The 15,827-nt window shown below is 62.4% G+C and carries 21 protein-coding genes; 14 read left to right on the forward strand and 7 right to left on the reverse strand.

Annotated elements, in window-relative coordinates:
• The first annotated feature begins 330 nt into the window (after positions 1–330).
• From KIT25_06400 to KIT25_06410, 3 genes are read left to right on the forward strand one after another with little or no spacing between them, the layout of a single operon-like run.
• Positions 331–1,053 (forward strand): GIY-YIG nuclease family protein, encoded by a 723-nt coding sequence (locus KIT25_06400; GenBank protein ID UYN96559.1) that lies wholly within the window; start codon positions 331–333, stop codon positions 1,051–1,053.
• Positions 1,050–1,589: a hypothetical protein gene (locus KIT25_06405; protein ID UYN96560.1), complete on the forward strand. Its 540-nt coding sequence runs from the start codon at positions 1,050–1,052 to the stop codon at positions 1,587–1,589. The genes KIT25_06400 and KIT25_06405 overlap by 4 nt, the downstream gene beginning before the upstream one ends.
• Positions 1,590–1,639: 50 nt before the next feature.
• Positions 1,640–2,356 carry a hypothetical protein gene (locus KIT25_06410; protein UYN96561.1) on the forward strand — a complete coding sequence of 239 codons (717 nt, stop codon included), beginning with the start codon at positions 1,640–1,642 and terminating at the stop codon, positions 2,354–2,356.
• A 40-nt stretch (positions 2,357–2,396) separates the two neighbouring features.
• On the opposite strand, the gene KIT25_06415 is transcribed toward KIT25_06410, so the two are convergent.
• From KIT25_06415 to KIT25_06430, 4 genes are all read right to left on the reverse strand, one after another.
• Entirely contained in the window at positions 2,397–3,320 is a 924-nt protein-coding gene (locus KIT25_06415) for a hypothetical protein (protein ID UYN96562.1), read from the reverse strand.
• Between the two features lie 882 nt (positions 3,321–4,202).
• Positions 4,203–4,562 (reverse strand): hypothetical protein, encoded by a 360-nt coding sequence (locus tag KIT25_06420; protein ID UYN96563.1) that lies wholly within the window; start codon positions 4,560–4,562, stop codon positions 4,203–4,205.
• Positions 4,563–4,565: 3 nt separating this feature from the next.
• Positions 4,566–5,453, reverse strand: coding sequence for a DUF4238 domain-containing protein (locus KIT25_06425; GenBank protein UYN96564.1), 888 nt, complete (start codon positions 5,451–5,453; stop codon positions 4,566–4,568).
• A gap of 71 nt (positions 5,454–5,524) precedes the next feature.
• Positions 5,525–6,226: a S24 family peptidase gene (locus tag KIT25_06430; GenBank protein UYN96565.1), complete on the reverse strand. Its 702-nt coding sequence runs from the start codon at positions 6,224–6,226 to the stop codon at positions 5,525–5,527.
• Positions 6,227–6,329: 103 nt separating this feature from the next.
• Here KIT25_06430 and KIT25_06435 point away from each other — a divergent pair, with 103 nt between their 5' ends.
• From KIT25_06435 to KIT25_06470, 8 genes are all read left to right on the forward strand, one after another.
• Positions 6,330–6,629, forward strand: a complete 300-nt coding sequence (locus KIT25_06435) for a hypothetical protein (protein UYN96566.1) — start codon at positions 6,330–6,332, stop codon at positions 6,627–6,629.
• Positions 6,630–6,793: 164 nt separating this feature from the next.
• Positions 6,794–7,051 carry an AAA family ATPase gene (locus KIT25_06440; protein UYN96567.1) on the forward strand — a complete coding sequence of 86 codons (258 nt, stop codon included), beginning with the start codon at positions 6,794–6,796 and terminating at the stop codon, positions 7,049–7,051.
• Between the two features lie 124 nt (positions 7,052–7,175).
• A complete protein-coding gene (locus KIT25_06445; GenBank protein UYN96568.1) occupies positions 7,176–7,751 on the forward strand; it encodes a hypothetical protein in 576 nt (191 codons plus the stop codon).
• 85 nt (positions 7,752–7,836) lie between these two features.
• A complete protein-coding gene (locus KIT25_06450; protein UYN96569.1) occupies positions 7,837–9,105 on the forward strand; it encodes a hypothetical protein in 1,269 nt (422 codons plus the stop codon).
• On the forward strand, positions 9,102–9,464 hold the full coding sequence (locus tag KIT25_06455; GenBank protein ID UYN96570.1) for a hypothetical protein: 363 nt from the start codon (positions 9,102–9,104) through the stop codon (positions 9,462–9,464). The genes KIT25_06450 and KIT25_06455 overlap by 4 nt, the downstream gene beginning before the upstream one ends.
• Before the next feature lie 115 nt (positions 9,465–9,579).
• Positions 9,580–9,837 (forward strand): hypothetical protein, encoded by a 258-nt coding sequence (locus tag KIT25_06460; GenBank protein ID UYN96571.1) that lies wholly within the window; start codon positions 9,580–9,582, stop codon positions 9,835–9,837.
• Complete coding sequence (locus KIT25_06465; GenBank protein UYN96572.1) at positions 9,834–10,166, forward strand: hypothetical protein; 333 nt, start codon at positions 9,834–9,836, stop codon at positions 10,164–10,166. Before KIT25_06460 ends, KIT25_06465 begins: the two co-directional genes overlap by 4 nt.
• Positions 10,150–10,326, forward strand: a complete 177-nt coding sequence (locus KIT25_06470) for a hypothetical protein (GenBank protein ID UYN96573.1) — start codon at positions 10,150–10,152, stop codon at positions 10,324–10,326. Before KIT25_06465 ends, KIT25_06470 begins: the two co-directional genes overlap by 17 nt.
• Here the strand turns inward: KIT25_06470 and KIT25_06475 are convergent.
• Together KIT25_06475 and KIT25_06480 are read right to left on the reverse strand one after the other, a co-directional pair.
• Positions 10,323–12,110, reverse strand: coding sequence for a pentapeptide repeat-containing protein (locus tag KIT25_06475; GenBank protein UYN96574.1), 1,788 nt, complete (start codon positions 12,108–12,110; stop codon positions 10,323–10,325). The two genes, KIT25_06470 and KIT25_06475, sit on opposite strands and share 4 nt — an antisense overlap.
• Before the next feature lie 349 nt (positions 12,111–12,459).
• Positions 12,460–13,257 carry a hypothetical protein gene (locus KIT25_06480; GenBank protein ID UYN96575.1) on the reverse strand — a complete coding sequence of 266 codons (798 nt, stop codon included), beginning with the start codon at positions 13,255–13,257 and terminating at the stop codon, positions 12,460–12,462.
• A 171-nt stretch (positions 13,258–13,428) separates the two neighbouring features.
• On the opposite strand from KIT25_06480, the gene KIT25_06485 reads away from it, so the two are divergent.
• Both KIT25_06485 and KIT25_06490 read left to right on the forward strand, forming a co-directional pair.
• On the forward strand, positions 13,429–13,662 hold the full coding sequence (locus tag KIT25_06485; GenBank protein UYN96576.1) for a hypothetical protein: 234 nt from the start codon (positions 13,429–13,431) through the stop codon (positions 13,660–13,662).
• Positions 13,663–13,739: 77 nt separating this feature from the next.
• Positions 13,740–14,450 carry an SOS response-associated peptidase family protein gene (locus tag KIT25_06490; GenBank protein UYN96577.1) on the forward strand — a complete coding sequence of 237 codons (711 nt, stop codon included), beginning with the start codon at positions 13,740–13,742 and terminating at the stop codon, positions 14,448–14,450.
• Between the two features lie 180 nt (positions 14,451–14,630).
• Here the strand turns inward: KIT25_06490 and KIT25_06495 are convergent, their stop codons facing one another.
• The gene (locus KIT25_06495; GenBank protein UYN96578.1) at positions 14,631–14,957 is read right to left on the reverse strand and encodes a hypothetical protein; all 327 of its coding nucleotides are present in this window, start codon (positions 14,955–14,957) and stop codon (positions 14,631–14,633) included.
• A gap of 173 nt (positions 14,958–15,130) precedes the next feature.
• On the opposite strand from KIT25_06495, the gene KIT25_06500 reads away from it, so the two are divergent.
• A complete protein-coding gene (locus KIT25_06500) occupies positions 15,131–15,667 on the forward strand; it encodes a hypothetical protein (GenBank protein UYN96579.1) in 537 nt (178 codons plus the stop codon).
• Positions 15,668–15,827 lie beyond the last annotated feature (160 nt).

Below are 15,827 nucleotides of genomic sequence, written 5' to 3' on the forward strand. Positions count from 1 at the left end.
GAGGGTTGGCAACCTTCCATTCCTCAGCCTGTCTGTGGACGTCTGCCAGTGAGCCAGTGAACGTGACTTCTTTCATGCACGACTCCGTTGCTTTCGCTCCGTAACGATGGCTGCCCGCATCCTGTCGAGTGGCGAGCGTAGCCCCGGGGTGGTTCCTGTGGGATCCCGATCTGCGGTCCCTTGGCTTTCGGCTGCCGAAGGCGCTGCTGTAGGCTGGCAGAGTGGGCCAGTGACCCGTCGCATCCTGCATTTCGGCTCACTCTCGATAGCAAGTGACTCCGGTTTCCACCTTGATCCGCGCGACCATGCGGACGAGGATGGACCAGCCCAATGGAACTACGCGACCAGATACTTACTGAGATTCGACGGCTAGCGGAAGCGAATGGGGGCCGCCCTCCAGGGCGAGACAAGTTTGAGCAGGCAACTGGAATAAAATACGCCCAATGGAGCGGCGTGTTCTGGGCGAGGTGGGGCGACGCGCTAGCTGAAGCTGGCTTCAAGCCCAACACGCTCAATCCCCGACATGATACCGAGGCCATACTTTCAAAGCTGGTCGATGTCGTCCGGCACTATGCCAGGTGGCCCACGTGGGCGGAGATGCGCCTGTACCGCCAGCGCGATCCTTCCTTTCCCACTGACAAGACAATAGCGCGCCACTTTCCGGGGCGTCCGCGAATGCTAGAAGCGCTCAAGCGACGTGCATCAGAGGATGCATCTACAGCGGACATACTTCCGCTTCTGCCGGCGCAAGTTCTCTCGGGGCCCTCGGAAGATGACAGTAGAGGAAAGGCACTTGCCGAGGGCTGGGTCTATCTCATCAAGTCGGGTAGTCACTACAAGATCGGCCGAGGCGAAAACCTGGAGCGGCGTGTAAAGGAAATCCGCGTGGCTCTCCCCGAGACGGGAACGCTCGTCCATGCCATTCGGACCGACGATCCGGCTGGGATCGAGAACTATTGGCACAGGCGCTTCGCCTCGCAACGGGCTAATGGCGAGTGGTTCCGGCTCAGTTCGGTCGATGTAACCGCGTTCAAACGACGGAAGTTCCAGTGACTCAAACACTCGATCCTCAGCTTGAAGAATTGATCAAGTACTTCGACTCAGCGGAGCGCTTGCAGCTCGTCGCGACGCGCATAGGGCTTGCGCTTTGGCAACTCCAGGATCTCGAAGCATCCTCTGCCATGTGCTTCGCGATGGTGGCCAAGGCGACGAAGGGGATGGGCATTGCAACAGGTTACGCTTTGCTCAAGGAGGCACGGAGCAAGACCTTCGGCCCAACTATCGAACAGCTAGCCAAGCACGGCATATTGTCGCCTGAGCTAGTGAGGCGTTTCGATGCGTTGCGTGAGGAGCGCAACTGGCTTGTGCATCGTTCACAAGACGATAGCCGCGGTGCCGTTCACAACGATCAAGCGATGCGGAAGCTCGTTCTACGGCTGGAGAGCATGAAGAAGGAAGCGCTCGCTCTTCACCAGGCGCTTCAGGAAATAGCTATGCGCCACGCGACCAAGCACGGCATATCGCGCGAGGAGATAATGGCGAGGGCCAACAAGACCCTAGCCGAGTGGCGGTCGGGACAGGTGGGGTAGTTCGCCTGTGCAATACTTTCCCGAGTGGTTCTTGGTATCCTATTGGTCCGATGATCGCCCGGCCTCAAGCGCTGACGCTCGATGAAGTGCACGGTTATGTAAATCGACTCCGAGTCGAAACCATCGGCCAACCCCATTGGCTCATCGGAAAGCAAGCGTTCGAATATGGCGAGGAGACGGTGCGCGTGGTCGCTGTTCTCAAGGTGATTCGTGCCGCACAGGGTCTTACCGCTTTGGAGACGCTCTTACGAGCCGGTCTGTTCATCGACTTCGGGGCGGCAATTCGGTGTCTCTATGACGCGGTTGCGGAAGCCTACTTTCTCATGGAGGAGTATCCGAGGTCGTCGCCCAACGTGGAACGGTTTGTGAAGTCCTTCTTTGATTCGCACATCAACGGCTACTTGGACGCTAAGAACACAGTGCCGTCCCAGAAGATCAGGGCTGCATATGTGCGCTGTATCGCGGGCGGACCACACGAACGTGCTCGCGTTTCTGCCGAGCGAATCTTCAAGACCTTCTCAGGCTACATTCACGCGAACTATGCCCATATCATGGAAATCTACAACGGCGGCGAGGATGACTTTTACCTTCGCGGCGTCCCATCAGTCGAGCAGAGGGCGAAACGGTGGCCGCAGATCGACTACGCCGCGGATGCGGTCCTCCACGCAGCGGCGTTCATCGCCAAGAAGATTGGAATGACCGAGTTCTACAAAGAGCTCGTTCCAGTGCTTATCGAGAATGACCGTCGCCTCCACAGCCAAACATAAGCCCCCAACGGCTGAACCACGCCGTGACTTCATCATGACCCTACGGGAACTTTGCCGCCTCACCGACCAACAGGATGTTGCTCGCCGACATATGCAGAGCGTAGCGCGCGAGATAGGCGCGCACCGGCTCGGCGTTCGGCGCGGTGCCATGCGGGCCGGCTTCGTTACGGACACCGGGCAGGCCTGTCTTCATCATCGCCACGTACGCGGTCAGCCCTTCCTCCAGCCACGCGGGAAAGAGCCCATTTTTGACCGCGACCTTGATCAGGTCCGAGGCCCGTGCGCCTTTTTCGTAAGGCCACTTCTTGGCCGTACAGATCGCCTTGAGCGTTGATTCAAAGGCCTTACCCGCCTCGGTGATCGCCTGCGGATGTTCTCCCCTTCGGTAGTGCGTGTGAGCATCTCGGAACTGCCTGTCGGCTTCCTCGAAGCCCTTCCCGCTCAACAATCTCAGAGCCGGCTTGACCATCTCCTCGTGAGCGACGGTCGAATCCATCCGAAAGAGTTTTCCATCCTCACACTGGTAGCCGACTCCGGCAATACGAAAGCGGGTATTGAGTTCATCGATCAAGTGCTGCTGATTGCCAGAGTTCGTACGAGTTCGGTGAATGAAAGTCATCACGATCTCGATCAGATCGAGTCGTTGATCATGATTGGCCGCATTCATGAAGAAGTCAGTTGCACGATAAGCGGCTTCATCGTGCTCGTAGCCCCCGGGCCAACGAAGCATGCCATGTTCGCGCTGGAAGACCTGTTCGATGGTCGTCCAAAGCTCGTCACCGCCGTACCAGTACTTCCCCGCGTCATCGAGTTTGTACCGATGATGGAGGATCAGGGCGTCGTTCCATATCAAGACGATCTGCCCGAGCAGGGTGCCGGGCAGAGAATCATAGTTGTACACCTCGGGTTGGCCCGCGCGAGCTTCGCGGTCACGTCGTCGGGTGAATGTCTCCCAGATCGGCATATGAGCAAATATACTCGGTCAGCCAGAGGATATCGCCTGCCCACGTTCGTTGGCGCACGTCGTGAACGCTGATTTTTGATTGCCTCACCCAAGGAACTTTGGAAGCGGCCCGACTTGGCAGGCGTATTGGACCGCACCTATGATCGGTATGTGCGAGTTCCGGAACCCAACCCGACGGCAAGGTGGAAGCTTCGCATCCAAATGGTGCCAAAGCCGCTTTGGCGCATGAACTTGCGATCCAAGGATGGGCTCGGTCCGCATCGATGGAAGCGATTCCGCACTGACCTCCTCGAAAAACACGGGTCGAGGTGTGCGATCTGCGAAAGCACGGACCGCCCAGAAGGCCACGAGATCTGGAAGTATGAGGAGCGGCGTGGGACCAGCGTCGCCAGATTGCTCGGGGTGGAGATCAGGTGCGGAAATTGCCATGCGGTTCATCACTGGGGATTAACCAACCTGGAGTTGCTCGGCACATTGGAGGGTGAACTGGAACTCCGGCAGTTGGTCCAACATGCCTGTAGGATCAATCAATGTAATGAGCACGACTTTCGCCAACATGCTGACGCAGCCAAGTTGGAGTGGCATCGCCGGTCCGCTCTCAAGTGGCGACTCGACTGGAGTGACTATCGGGAATCCGTGCGGGATGCCAAGTCTGCTCGGGTCGGGCGGGAGATGCTGGCAGAGAGGCGGGAGAAAGCGAGGCGGGAGGCCATCGCCTTGGAGCAACGGAACATCGCGTTAGGTGGCGGCAGGTACATCGATTTTGACGGCGACGGGCCGCCCGAAGCTTGGTCGCCTCCCCGCCGTCACGCGCGCTGACGGAAGAATCCCAGCTATAGGGACAATCTAAGACTACGGTCGTGCGTCAAACCCTCGCTGGTGTCACCGGCAAGGATACAGGACGACTAGTGCGAACGTCACAGCCATGGTCGCGGAGTTGTTTGAGACCTCGTTGGGATGTTCCACGAGGTACTTCACCACGCTATCAACCAACTGCTGTGGCTGGACGCCCTTGGGCACTTTGTAGGGGCAGTAGTCGGCGCTGGTTGGTCTCCCGCGCACGTTGTTGTCGATGCCCATAATGTAGCCTGCACAATAGCCGTCGCTCCATTTGTCGTGCCTGTTCGTGCAAACGCCGAGCAGTTCCTTGGCGCTCAACAAGCCGAACCAATCTGCTGCGGACGTTGGATGCACATTCAGCGTCAACAAAAGACCTACCGACAAGAGATTGCTGAACTTCATCGTTTACCCAAGTGGAGTAGCCTTCTCTTTCCGCCCCAGGCGCTTGGCAACAAAGTCGAACTGGGATTTGTCGCTCGCATAGACGAAATGGTGAGACTGCTCCGCAACTTTCTCATTCACTTGTCGAGCGAGCTCTGCAGGACTCAATGAACTGAGGTAGCCGTACGCAGCGTCGTTCTTGTCGGCTATGAAAAGAGCATCGGGTGATATCGGAAGGACGATGTGGGCATGAGGAAGTGTAAGCCCATTTGTCATGATGATTGGCCGGTCAGACGTAAGAAATCCCCTTCCCGCGAACTGCCTCATCGTGATCATCCGAAACTGCATCCTCGCGATATGCCCGATTACCCTTTCACTGTTTGCGAGGTGAGGAACCACGTTCAATCCCGACATGTTGCGGGGATTTGAAAGGAACCGCGTCCTAAATTCATCGAATGTTGCCGGGTCGTTCGGTCCTCTCAAAGAGTCATACCTTGCGCGATAGCGCTCGATTTCTTTTGGCACGAATGCTTGATAGCGACTCTGCAACTCAGCCACGTGTTCGGGTGTCCGGAAAATAAGTGCGTACAAGAACCGAGCCCAGTAGAGGCGCTGTCTACCATCGAACGTTTGTGAAGGCGCACCTTTGGCAACCGCCAACAAGTGCTGATGCACCTTGGCAGCCTCGTGATCGATGGCGCCCATTACCTTTTTCTCTATCCATTGGGCATGCTCAGGCCGAAGCCCTGGCATGGAATAGAGTTCCATGCGGTAGCCTGTAGCCGCTGGCGTGGTGCGCTTTACGACAACAGCCCTGTAGGGCCTCTTGAACTCACAAAGCTCCCCATCGGCATCAGTCCAGGCGGACAGGTAGAAGATTGGTAGATGGTGGTGTTTTAGCGGTTCGGACATGGCTTAGGCGCCAAAGTTGATGATGGCGAGCGCGAGTGCCTAGATGGCAATGATTGCAGAAGGCGTACGAGTTACCCGATCCTCTTCTCCGCAATCATCAGCGCCTTCGCCCACTTCTTCTTCGGCAGGTCGAAGTCCCTGGCGGGATTGAACTGGCGCACGCGCCAGCTCGTGGCGTTCGATTTCAGCAGTCGCTTGACCAGCGCCAGCATCTGGCCGTCCTCGCCCTCGTGGAGGAAGACGCAGTCGCGGCCGGGCTGCGGCGGCAGCACGGGATGGACCACCACCTGGTCGCCATGCTCGATCGCGGGGCTCATGGACTCGCCGATGACGTAGAAGGCGAAGGGATTGCGCACGCCCATCATGCGCTCGGAGCGGCGGATCCAGTCGATCGGCTCGGCGGTCAGCAGCATGGCGCCCTCGGCGCCCGCTTCGGCCGAGGCCCAGACGGGAATCTCGGCCCGGGTCTCGCGCTCCCGTTCCGGGATGGCGCGGGCGATGCCCACGGCCTCATTGTAAAGGCTGGTGGTCGACGGCGACGGACAGCCGGCCAGCGCGTCGAGCTCAGCCACGGTCACCGGCGGATGGCCGAGGCCGACGACGTGCGGCTTGATCCTCTCGATGAAGTCGCGCGGCAGCCAGGTCTTCTTGTAGTGATCCTCGTAGTACTGGTACTTGCTCGCCTCCCAGCCGATGGCGCGAGCGAGGGGGCGCAGGCCGATGGCGCGTGCGCGGATGGATTTCAGCCGTCTGGCGTTTTCCGAGGGTGCCATCCTCGTTTCATAGCACACTGTACAGTGGGGCACAATTCCCTTTGACAAGTCGTATTAGAACAAATATAGAACATTTCATACACAGGCAAGAAGGGAGCAGGCCGTGTCTGCGAGGAGCGCCGTACCGTTCAGCTGGGAACTGGCTCACAGCATCATGACGCTGATCGATACGCGCACCGACCTGGCGGCGCCGTCCCTGCAGGAATTCATGGAGTTCGCGCTCGTGCCGCGCCGCAAGGTGAGGCTGATGCTGCAGGCGCTGGCCGATCGCGGCATCCTCGACATCGAGGAACGCGGCGAAGGCACGTCGAAGCAGTATCGCTACCGGCGCGCGACGAGCCAGCGCGGCACGCTGTGGACGGGCAATCGCAAGAGGCCGCGACGGCAGGGGCGCAATCAATGAATACGGCCCCGCTACACGATGACCTACGGGAGTTGTGTCTGAAAGGGATGGCAGAGGACACTTCGCGGTAGTAGACAAATCCTCCACACAACTTTTTTGCTGTCGCGCCACCTAAGAGTATATAGCCATACTGAGTCCGGGCGACCGGGACCATCGAGGGCGCAATGTGGCTAACGACTATCGGGATTATCAACTTTCGCGGCATCGACAATCTAACTGTGCCGCTGGGGAATCGTGCCAACGTAATTGTTGACCCAAATGCCATTGGCAAGACGACGTTGCTAGAAGCCATGCGGTTGGCCAAGGCCTCTCTGGCGCCTCGAACACTCGATGAGACTCAGCAGGTATTTATCAGCCTCGGAGCTATCTCGCCGCACAACCCAACGCGCTTGGCCTACGGTCACTCATTCTCGCGACGCTGATGGTCAACGAAATCCAAGACGCCCGTTGATTCTCCATCCTCTTTTCGGAGCTGCTTGACCAAATTGGCATTCGATACGGGCTGAGGCTAGAACGCCCGCGTCACTTCACGAGGTCGCGTAGCGTATGACCGACTATCCCGTTCTCGACAGGGCGCCCGACGTGGCGCAGGCCGTGGTGCCGCACGTGCTCGATGCCGACGGCGTCGCCCAACCGCAAAGCGCTGGATCGCCCGGCGCCGTGGCCGGTCCCGGCAATTTGCGCGCGGCGGCGACACCAACCGTCACGTCAGGCTCGGCCTATGCCTCGGGCAACGCCGTCGGCGCGCTGCTGACCTTCGCCGGCATGGCGCGGGTGGCCGCCCAGGGCGGCGTGCTGCAGACGGCGATCATCAGGGACAAGGCCGGGCAGAACGTGCCCTATGACCTGCTCCTGTTCGACGCGGCGCCGACGGCACCGACCGACAAGACGGCGGTGGCGCTCTCCGACGCCGATCTCGCCAAGTGCATCGGCGTGGTGCCGTTCGCCGGCATCGTGCTCGGCGCCGCCTCGAGCAAGGGCGTTCTGACCGCGCCCGGCCTCGGGCTCGCCTACAAGCTGGGCGCGGGCACGTCGCTCTACGGCATCCTGGTGACACGCGGCACGCCGACCTTCGCCAGCACGTCGGATATCTCCGTCGAGCTGATCGCCCTGCCGGACTGAGCGCGATGCGAAGCATCGTCGCTGGCGGGCGGCAGCGCCTTCCGAGGCGCGAGAGCCCGCGCCGTGCCACTTGCAGGAGTTGCTGATGCTGATCGGCCCCAACCGCGCCCTGCTGGCACCGCCGCCCCTGCGGCCGACCTGGTCGTGGAACTTCGCGGCGATGGGCCGCGTGCCGCCGGGCGCCACCTTCGGCCGCGCCTCGACCGGCTGGACCGAGACGGCGGCCGGGCTGATCGTGCCCGCCTCGAACAACGTGCCGCGCTTCTGGCGCGACGAGGGCTATCTGGCCGAGATGCAGAGCACCAACGGTATTACGCGCTCGCGCACCATCGCTGCGCACTGGTCGCCACAGAACCTCACTGCCGTCGACGACGACGCGGTCTCACCGGACGGAACCCAGAACGCCACGACGCTGCTCGAAGACGCCGCCGACACGCAGAAGGTGGTCGCATCGCCCGGCGTGAGCTACGTCACCGACGGCGATTACGGCCATTCGATCTTCGTCAAGGCCCTCGTGGGCGATGGTTGGGTTCAACTGCTGGCGGCCGGTGGCACCGCCGGCGTCAACTTTCAGCCATCGACGGGAACGATCGGGTCGACGGTCGGCGGCACGGCCGACCGAGTGTCGGGTGTCGTCGCTCGAGCCATTGGCAACGGCTGGTGGCGGCTATCGTTCTCGTGGGCGTCGAACTGGACAGGCAGCGCGAGCGCGCGCCTGTATCTGGTCAATTCGTCGTCTGCCGCAGCCGGCGCAAATTACCTCGGCACCGGCACGCGCAAGTTCGCCGTGTGGGGCGGCCAGGTCGATAGCACCGGCGTCGGGGTGACGTCGTACATCCCCACGGCCGGATCGACGGTCACGCGGGCGCAGGACGCGCTCTCCCTGCCCGTGTCGGCCATCGGGTTCGATCCGCATCAGGGGGGCGTACTAGTGGCGCGGTACCAACTGACCACGCACATGGGGTCGTGGCCGGGCTACTACCAGGACGCGCTCTATCTCAGCGACGGGTCGATCAACAATTCGGTGAAGATGGTCGCGCGCCATTGGAACGGCATCAACCACGGCGGCATGTTGCACAAAGGCGGGGACCAGAAGTTCGGCCTGTTCGTTGCCGCCGTGCCGGCGGTCTACACGAAGCGGACCCAGGCCGTCGCCTGGTCCGCCACGCGGGGGCAGATCGCCCACGACGGCGTGCTCGACGGCACGGCCAGTTTCAGCGACGGGCTGCCGGTCGGCCCGACGACGCTCGATATCGGCCGCTACAGCTCGCACGGCGGCAACATGATCGTCGACCGCGTTGCGTATTACAGGGGCGCGAAGGTGGATGCCTTCGGTCAGCTTGTGTCGCGATGACCCATTCGACAAGCCCAGGGCAGGGCTGGAGCCAGACGCTCTACCTGCAGTTCGCCGACGAGGCGGCGGCGCGCGCCGTGGCGGCGCAGCTCGGCGTCGAGTTTCCGGCCGACCCTTCGGGTGACTTCGGGGCAGGCGGCACGATCCCGACCGGCAACCACAACTACGCCCTGGTCGCGCCCGTCGTGCAGTGGGCGCGCGCGCCGGGCACCGACGGCGCGGAAGATCAGGGCGAAGCCGAGCCCGGCTACTGGGCGATGCTGCGGCTCAGTCTGGCGTGGGCGGGGCATGACGCGGCGGTGGCGGCGCTGGGGCCCTATCTGCGCGAGCTGGAAAATCCAAGCAACGTGTTTGCGTAGAGGTGAGCCCATGAAAACTCAACGTGCGCCATTGTCACCGCCCCTCCTCACCCTTCGAGACGCCGCACTCCGTGCGGCTCCTCAGGGTGGGGTGGTTCGGTAGGGGAGCGGCGCCATGGATCAAGCTGCACTCGAGACCGCGAAGCTGCTTGGAGCCGGGTCGGCGCAGATCGTGCTGGCCGCCGGGCTGGTGTTCTTCGCCGGCTGCACGGTGGGGCTGGCGCGGTTGCTGTTCCGGGAGATCAAGAGCTGCGGCGAGGAGCGCACGCAGGTGATCCACCAGAACATCGAGGCCTCCAACAAGGTCGCCGCGGCGATCGACGGCAACACCCAGGTGATGAAGGCGGCGCTCGACGCGCTGAAGAGCCGGTGAGCGCCGTGCTGCTGCGGCTCGGGCCGTGGCTGGCGCTGGCCGTCGCCGGCCTGGTCGTCTGGGGGCTGTGGGCGCGGCTCGAGACGGCGACGCTGAAGCTGCGCGGCGCGGAGCGCGTCATCGAACTGAAGGAACGGGACGCGGCGCTGTCGGCCGAGCTGGTGGCGCGGCAGGCCGAGGCGATGCGCCAGCTCGAGGCCAATGTCAGTCAACAGGTACAGGTGATCCATGCCCTTCCGCGCACGAGCGATTGCGCCCGCTCTCCTGCCATGCGCGCTGCTTCTCGCGGCCTGCGGGACCTCCTCGGTGGCGGTGGACCGCCGCCCTGACGCCAGCCTGCTGCAGCCCTGCGCCGATCCGGTGCTGGTGGGCGATCCCGACAGCGCCAGCGACAACGACATCGCCGCCGAGCGGCTGCGGGTGGCGCAGGCCTACCTCGCCTGCAAGCGGCGGCATGGCGATCTGGTGGTGTTCGTGCGGGGCTCCTAGCGGGTGCCCCATCTTGCGATGTGTCGCAATGTGCCTTCGAGCAAATTGAAGTCCGCTGGTGTCAGGTCTCGCCCCACGGGGCATTCCGTTTCCTTGTCCGGCGCGGCCTTCGACGCCGTCCTGAGAGCATCCACAAGGGCGCGGGCTTCAGCCAGCTTCAGATGGCGTCCGATTCCGTGATCGAATATGCCTCTGACGACAAAGGGCGTCGGTGATCGCCTGCAGACTATCTCCCACACCTCGTGCGTCAGCTCCCGGTCGATGCCCTTTCCTGGCGAGAACTTGGCCTCGTGAGCTGCCCAGAAGCCAACGCCACTGGTGCTTGAGTCAATCGCAGACTCTGCAAGCTTGGGCTCCAAAGTCGAAAGTTGTTGTTCCGCCGCCCAGTACCATGCAGATGAGTCGCGAAGGAAGCGCGACTCTATCTCTTCTAGCCATTCGGCAAACTTCAGGTTCGGGCGAAATGCGTCCGGATGCTCTCGGTGGTCGAGATCTCGCATCATGGATGCTTTCACACTTCCAACGCCTTGTGCACGCCACACGTTGGTTCGCTCCAACCACACGGCCCTCAGTACGACACGGTCGAGATTTGCCCCCTGAAGTTGCGCGGCATAAAGGTCAGCGCCATCAACCCGTGCATCGGAAAGGCGGGCGCCCTGCAAGTGGGCGAACGCAAGCGAAACTCCTTCCATAGAAGTATTCGATAAGCTTGCACCCGACACGTGTGCGCCACGTAGAAGGGCGCCTTGAAACGACGCGTCGTTTAGCCAAGCTCCTTCCATCCGTGCCCGGAGCATATTCGCCCCCTGGAATTGAGCCCCAACCGCATAAAAGCCCGTCATCCGAGCGAATCCAAAGTTCGAGCCTTGAAGCCACGCTCCATCAAGATGGGTGCCCCGTAGGTCTGTTCCCTCTGCATTGGTGTTGCGCAGGTCGGTGAAATCGAGCACGGCGGTCGCGAGGTCGCGACCTCGCAAGTCGAGCATGTAGGCAGGCCTTGCCCGACCTTCGCGAGAAATGCTCTCGGCGAGCAACCGCTTCAACTTGTCGTCATCGACAAAATCCTCATTAGGCAGAAACAGGCGATTCGGAAACAGGCCCCGCTCGTGCTTCCAGAGGTGTGGGTATCCGCCCATGCTAGCCGTAGAGGCATCGTACGATGCGCCGAACAAGGCTCCGGCCAGCCATCTCGGCTGAACTATCCCGTGAAGGCGTTCAGTCGGAAAAGTCGCGATCCCCACCGAAAATAAGATGACCGTCGCTGACCAGAGGGTCTTGGTGAGAAGGCTCCAGAAGTCCGGTCGAGGCAAAAGGCGTTCTCCCCATTCGCGGCGATAGGCGGGCCACAGAGTCCACACTGCCGCCAAGTCGGCCACCACAAGGGCGCGATGCCACCAGGTAATGGGCTGGCTATGATAGGGCAGGAACATGAGCTGAAAAAGCAACAGGACCAACACCGGCGCTATCGCGAGGGTCACCAGAGCAATGGCCTGGAGCATGATCCCGTTGGCGCCGGCGCGTTCGCGTCGGGCGCCGACGATGATTTGAAGAAAGAGCGCATTCTCAAGGCGCAGCCGGTACTTTTCGCGGTCAGCGTCCACCATGCCCGGTGCCAGCGTCAACGCATCATTGAAGGCTTTGGCGGTGCGCGCGAGGAGGACCAGCATCATCAGCATGTAGACGTGAAGGACGAAATAGAACGCCGGCGCGATGACGAAGAAGGGCAACAACGGCAACGTCAGACCGATGATCGGCAGCGTCTGGCCCTCCTCCAGGAAGAGCATGCGGTGCGTCGTCGTCAGAGCGGAGATTGCGAAGTAGACGGTCGCAGCCAGGAAACTGAACCACAAGGCCTGCAACCGCTCAGCCGAGCGATTCACAGCGACAGTGAGAGCATCGAGCGATTGAGGGCCGGCCGCCATACGATCTACCGATGGTTGTTACCTGCGACACTACCATCTGGCACCGGTCATTGGGAGTGCCGTCCTTCCCAGAGCTAGGGCCACAGAAGCTCGCCAATCCGGCGAAGACATATTTTCCAGGGTCCGTTATGGTTGGCTGCGAGGACTGGCACACGTCCAATCACTACAGGAAGAACCGGTCGCGCGATGAAGTGCCCGGGCCGTTGCAGCCTTACTGCCCCATCTTCTTCAAGAAGCCGGGCCGAAAGACCAGTGCTGGCCTGGTCGACTGGACATGCGCAAAACTTGCGATGTCCGTCGCGACAGCAGCCTGTATGGCAAAGGAAAGTCGAAAGGTCGCCATGTGGGCCGACATCAATCCGTCATCGGTGACGCGACTCGAATAGTCGAACTGTCCGGCGAGTGACTTTCTGAGGCCTGCACCAAGTGTCGTATGGGGCGGCAGCATTTCGGCAAAGTGTTCCGGAAAGTCACCTTTGATCAGGCGTTCGTTCGTGTGCCAAGTCGCCCAAATGCCGCCGCTGCTCGGAACGATGCGCTGAGTGACCTGGAAGTGCAAAGCGGCAGCGGTGCGAGCTGCAAACGTCAACATCATCATATGAGTCTTGTCACCTATGTTCAGCGCGCCGCCGCGCTTGAACTGCCCCGGAGCTTCATAAGCGATGCGCCTTTGAATCGCGCTCGCGCGCCACTCGAAGAGGATATCTGGTTGGTTGTTTGCAAGGCCGCGCATAAGGGCTTGAACTTCGCGGCGTGCGTCCTCGGATGTCGGATCAGGAAAGGCCCGACATAAGACGGCCGCAACCTGATCGAGCCTTCGCGTAGCTTCGTGACAGTCAGCACACGCGACGAACTCCAGGCCGGGAGGCCGCTGGCGCAAATCGCATATGGCGATCGGTGGCATGTGGTCCACGGAGGATCCCGGTGTCGAGCCACCGCAGTAGATGCACCACGGCTGCTCGGCGAGCATCCGTTGCAGACGCGTTCGTCTCCGTTTGGCTTCGCCCATGGCCCGGAGAGTTAGCTCTCTTGCATGGAAGTTGGCCAGCAACCTCGCGTATTTGTGCTGCGCAGTTGATGACACGGTCGGCAAGACCGTCTGGCTCGATGCCGAGTCTTCATCATTGACATAACATTGTGCCAGTCATAATAGTGTGCCATCGGTTTCGGAGGAGCCGGCATGAACCGACTGACCTTGTTCAAGCGCGTTTGTATGGCACTGTGGGGGCCGCAGTACCGCTCCGAAGGAGCGCGCCAACTCGACATCTCTCTGCGAACCATGATGCGCTACGATGCAGGGGAAAGCCCAGTCCCGGAGGAAATCATGGACAAGCTGACCTCCATCCTGGAGCGGCGGACCCGGGAAATTAATGAACTGACGGACAGAATGGAGCGAGAGATGAGAGTGGGCTGACTGCCAAGCACGGCACTACAGGGCTCCGATCGAATAACGGCGCCGGCCTCCGTCCACGTCGCTCACCCAGTATTTCCATGTGCAACCTCTACACCATGAAGCTGTCGCGCGACGAAGTGCGCGGCCTGCTGCGGCATTACAAGCTGCTCGGCAGGGACTGGGCCGAGGTGATCTCGGGACAGAACACGCCGACCGACATCTATCCCCGCCATGCCGCGCCCGTGGCGACGAGGGAGTCGGGCAGGCTGGCGATCGGCACGATGCGCTGGGGCATGCCCGGTCCGACGTTCCCGCCCAAGCCGGGCGAGAAGCCGAAGCGCCAGGGGTTCATCACCAACATCCGCAACAGCGAAAGCCGGCACTGGCTGCCGTGGCTGCAGGCGGCCGAGGTGACGGTCGGCAAGGACAGGAACCGGGGCGGCCGCTGCCTGGTGCCGGCGGCGGCGTTCGCCGAGCCCGACCGGACGACCCGCCAGCCGGTGGTCAATCGCTGGTTCGCGCGCGCCGACGGCCGACCGTTCTTCTTCGCCGGCGTGTGGCGCGAGTGGACGGGCGACGTGGGCACGATCAAGGCGCCGAACGTCGGTCGGCATCGGCTGTTCGCGTTCCTGACGACGGTGCCGAACGGCGTGGTGACGCCGATCCACGACAAGGCGATGCCGGTGATGCTGATGACGGCGGAGGACGTCGCGTGCTGGCTGAACGGCACGCTCGAAGAGGCGCTGAAACTTCAGAAGCCGCAGCCCGACGACGCGATCGTCGTGGTCGAGCGCAAGCGGGAGACCTGAAGCGCGATGAGTTCGGCTCCATCCGTCGTCCCGACCGAAGCCTCGCGCAGCGAGGCGTAGCGGAGGGACCTCGTTTCGGCGAATGACGGCTTGTCGTCGAGGGAAGGCCCCTCCACGCGGGCCTTCGGCCCTTGGTCGGGACGACAGGTGATTCGACGGGGGACCATCATGCTCCAGCGGCTAGGCCCGCCGGCTCTCGCCGAACCGGCGCACCGGCCGGCCGGCGGCGTCGAGCCGGTTCTCGTCCTCGTCCATCGCCTTGCCCTCGGCATCGAACCAGATCTGCATGGCGTGCGCCTGGTCGCCCGTGGCGAAGCGGTATTCCATGTTGAAGCCGGCGGCGTCGAACAACGAGCGGGCGGCGTAGCGGCCCTTGCCGATCGCGGCGGCGGCGGCGCGCTCAGCCTCGTGACCGCCGGGATGGCGCGGATAGTGGACCCGGAGCTTGCAGACAAAGGGCAGATCGCGTGTCTGCGATCTCCAGGAGACGCGGGACTTGCGGCGCACGACGGGGCTCTCCCCAGCCTCGGCCCTGCCTCCGAACGTCCCCACGTGGCGCAATCCTAGCCGGCGGACGGTGGCGGAGGGAACGGAAATCGCCGCGCCCCCGAGCCCCGTCGCCGCTCGACAGCCTGCCGGTCGAAGGCCTACTCCCTTGCGACGAACAGCGGGGGCTGGACATGCACGAGTGGCTGAAGTCGGTCGTCGAGTCGTGGTCCGACTGGGGGCCCTACGGCTTCCTTCTGGTCGGCGCGGTGGCGACCGCGACGAGCGGCGAACGGCCAAGGCTGGTCGTGCTGCAGGCCGTGGGTGCGGCGGTCGCCGTCCTGCTGTTCGTGAAGCTCGTGTTCCAGCGCGCACCCGGCGCCCACGGCCTTCGCGAGGCCGCCGATCTCGCGGTGCTGCTCGCGGTCTGGGGAGCGCTGCTCTACACGGCGCTGGTGAACTGGATCGTGCACGGCGGCGGGGCGGCGCGGCTGCTGGCCTGGCGCGGCGAGAAGTGGGTGAAGGAGTGCGACTACGTCTACACGGGCCTGGCGATTCCCGGCGCGATCGGCAGCCTGGCGCGGGCGAGCGAATTGCTGCAGGGCCCCGCCGCCTGGGATCTGCTCGCGCCTTTGGTGCTGGTGCTGGCGATCGTCGTGCGGCTGATCAGGACGCGCGCCGAGATCGAGGGCTGGACCAAGGCGACGCGGCCCCGCGCGACGGGCTGGTGACGCCCGGCGGGCGCCAGGAATTTGCAGTGAGCGCCGGTCCTGGCGACGTGAACGTCCTGTATCGAACACAACCGCGTGACTCCATCCAGATCGGATCGTTCAATTCTGGTCTTCGCGCAGCGACGGGAGCAACCTGTTCGCGGGAAGAGTCGGGGAATTA

It is taken from the genome of Enhydrobacter sp., assembly GCA_025808875.1.
Lineage (GTDB): Bacteria > Pseudomonadota > Alphaproteobacteria > Reyranellales > Reyranellaceae > Reyranella.

Bases quoted from the DNA above. Each gene is read 5' to 3' on its own strand.
- KIT25_06415 (UYN96562.1), bottom strand. From the start codon at position 3,320: ATGCCGATCTGGGAGACATTCACCCGACGACGTGACCGCGAAGCTCGC.
- KIT25_06485 (UYN96576.1), top strand. From the start codon at position 13,429: ATGAACCGACTGACCTTGTTCAAGCGCGTTTGTATGGCACTGTGGGGG.
- KIT25_06430 (UYN96565.1), bottom strand. From the start codon at position 6,226: ATGGCACCCTCGGAAAACGCCAGACGGCTGAAATCCATCCGCGCACGC.
- KIT25_06455 (UYN96570.1), top strand. From the start codon at position 9,102: ATGACCCATTCGACAAGCCCAGGGCAGGGCTGGAGCCAGACGCTCTAC.
- KIT25_06400 (UYN96559.1), top strand. From the start codon at position 331: ATGGAACTACGCGACCAGATACTTACTGAGATTCGACGGCTAGCGGAA.
- KIT25_06460 (UYN96571.1), top strand. From the start codon at position 9,580: ATGGATCAAGCTGCACTCGAGACCGCGAAGCTGCTTGGAGCCGGGTCG.
- KIT25_06420 (UYN96563.1), bottom strand. From the start codon at position 4,562: ATGAAGTTCAGCAATCTCTTGTCGGTAGGTCTTTTGTTGACGCTGAAT.
- KIT25_06440 (UYN96567.1), top strand. From the start codon at position 6,794: ATGTGGCTAACGACTATCGGGATTATCAACTTTCGCGGCATCGACAAT.
- KIT25_06425 (UYN96564.1), bottom strand. From the start codon at position 5,453: ATGTCCGAACCGCTAAAACACCACCATCTACCAATCTTCTACCTGTCC.
- KIT25_06450 (UYN96569.1), top strand. From the start codon at position 7,837: ATGCTGATCGGCCCCAACCGCGCCCTGCTGGCACCGCCGCCCCTGCGG.
- KIT25_06480 (UYN96575.1), bottom strand. From the start codon at position 13,257: ATGGGCGAAGCCAAACGGAGACGAACGCGTCTGCAACGGATGCTCGCC.
- KIT25_06500 (UYN96579.1), top strand. From the start codon at position 15,131: ATGCACGAGTGGCTGAAGTCGGTCGTCGAGTCGTGGTCCGACTGGGGG.
- KIT25_06475 (UYN96574.1), bottom strand. From the start codon at position 12,110: ATGCTCTTCCTGGAGGAGGGCCAGACGCTGCCGATCATCGGTCTGACG.
- KIT25_06445 (UYN96568.1), top strand. From the start codon at position 7,176: ATGACCGACTATCCCGTTCTCGACAGGGCGCCCGACGTGGCGCAGGCC.
- KIT25_06410 (UYN96561.1), top strand. From the start codon at position 1,640: ATGATCGCCCGGCCTCAAGCGCTGACGCTCGATGAAGTGCACGGTTAT.
- KIT25_06490 (UYN96577.1), top strand. From the start codon at position 13,740: ATGTGCAACCTCTACACCATGAAGCTGTCGCGCGACGAAGTGCGCGGC.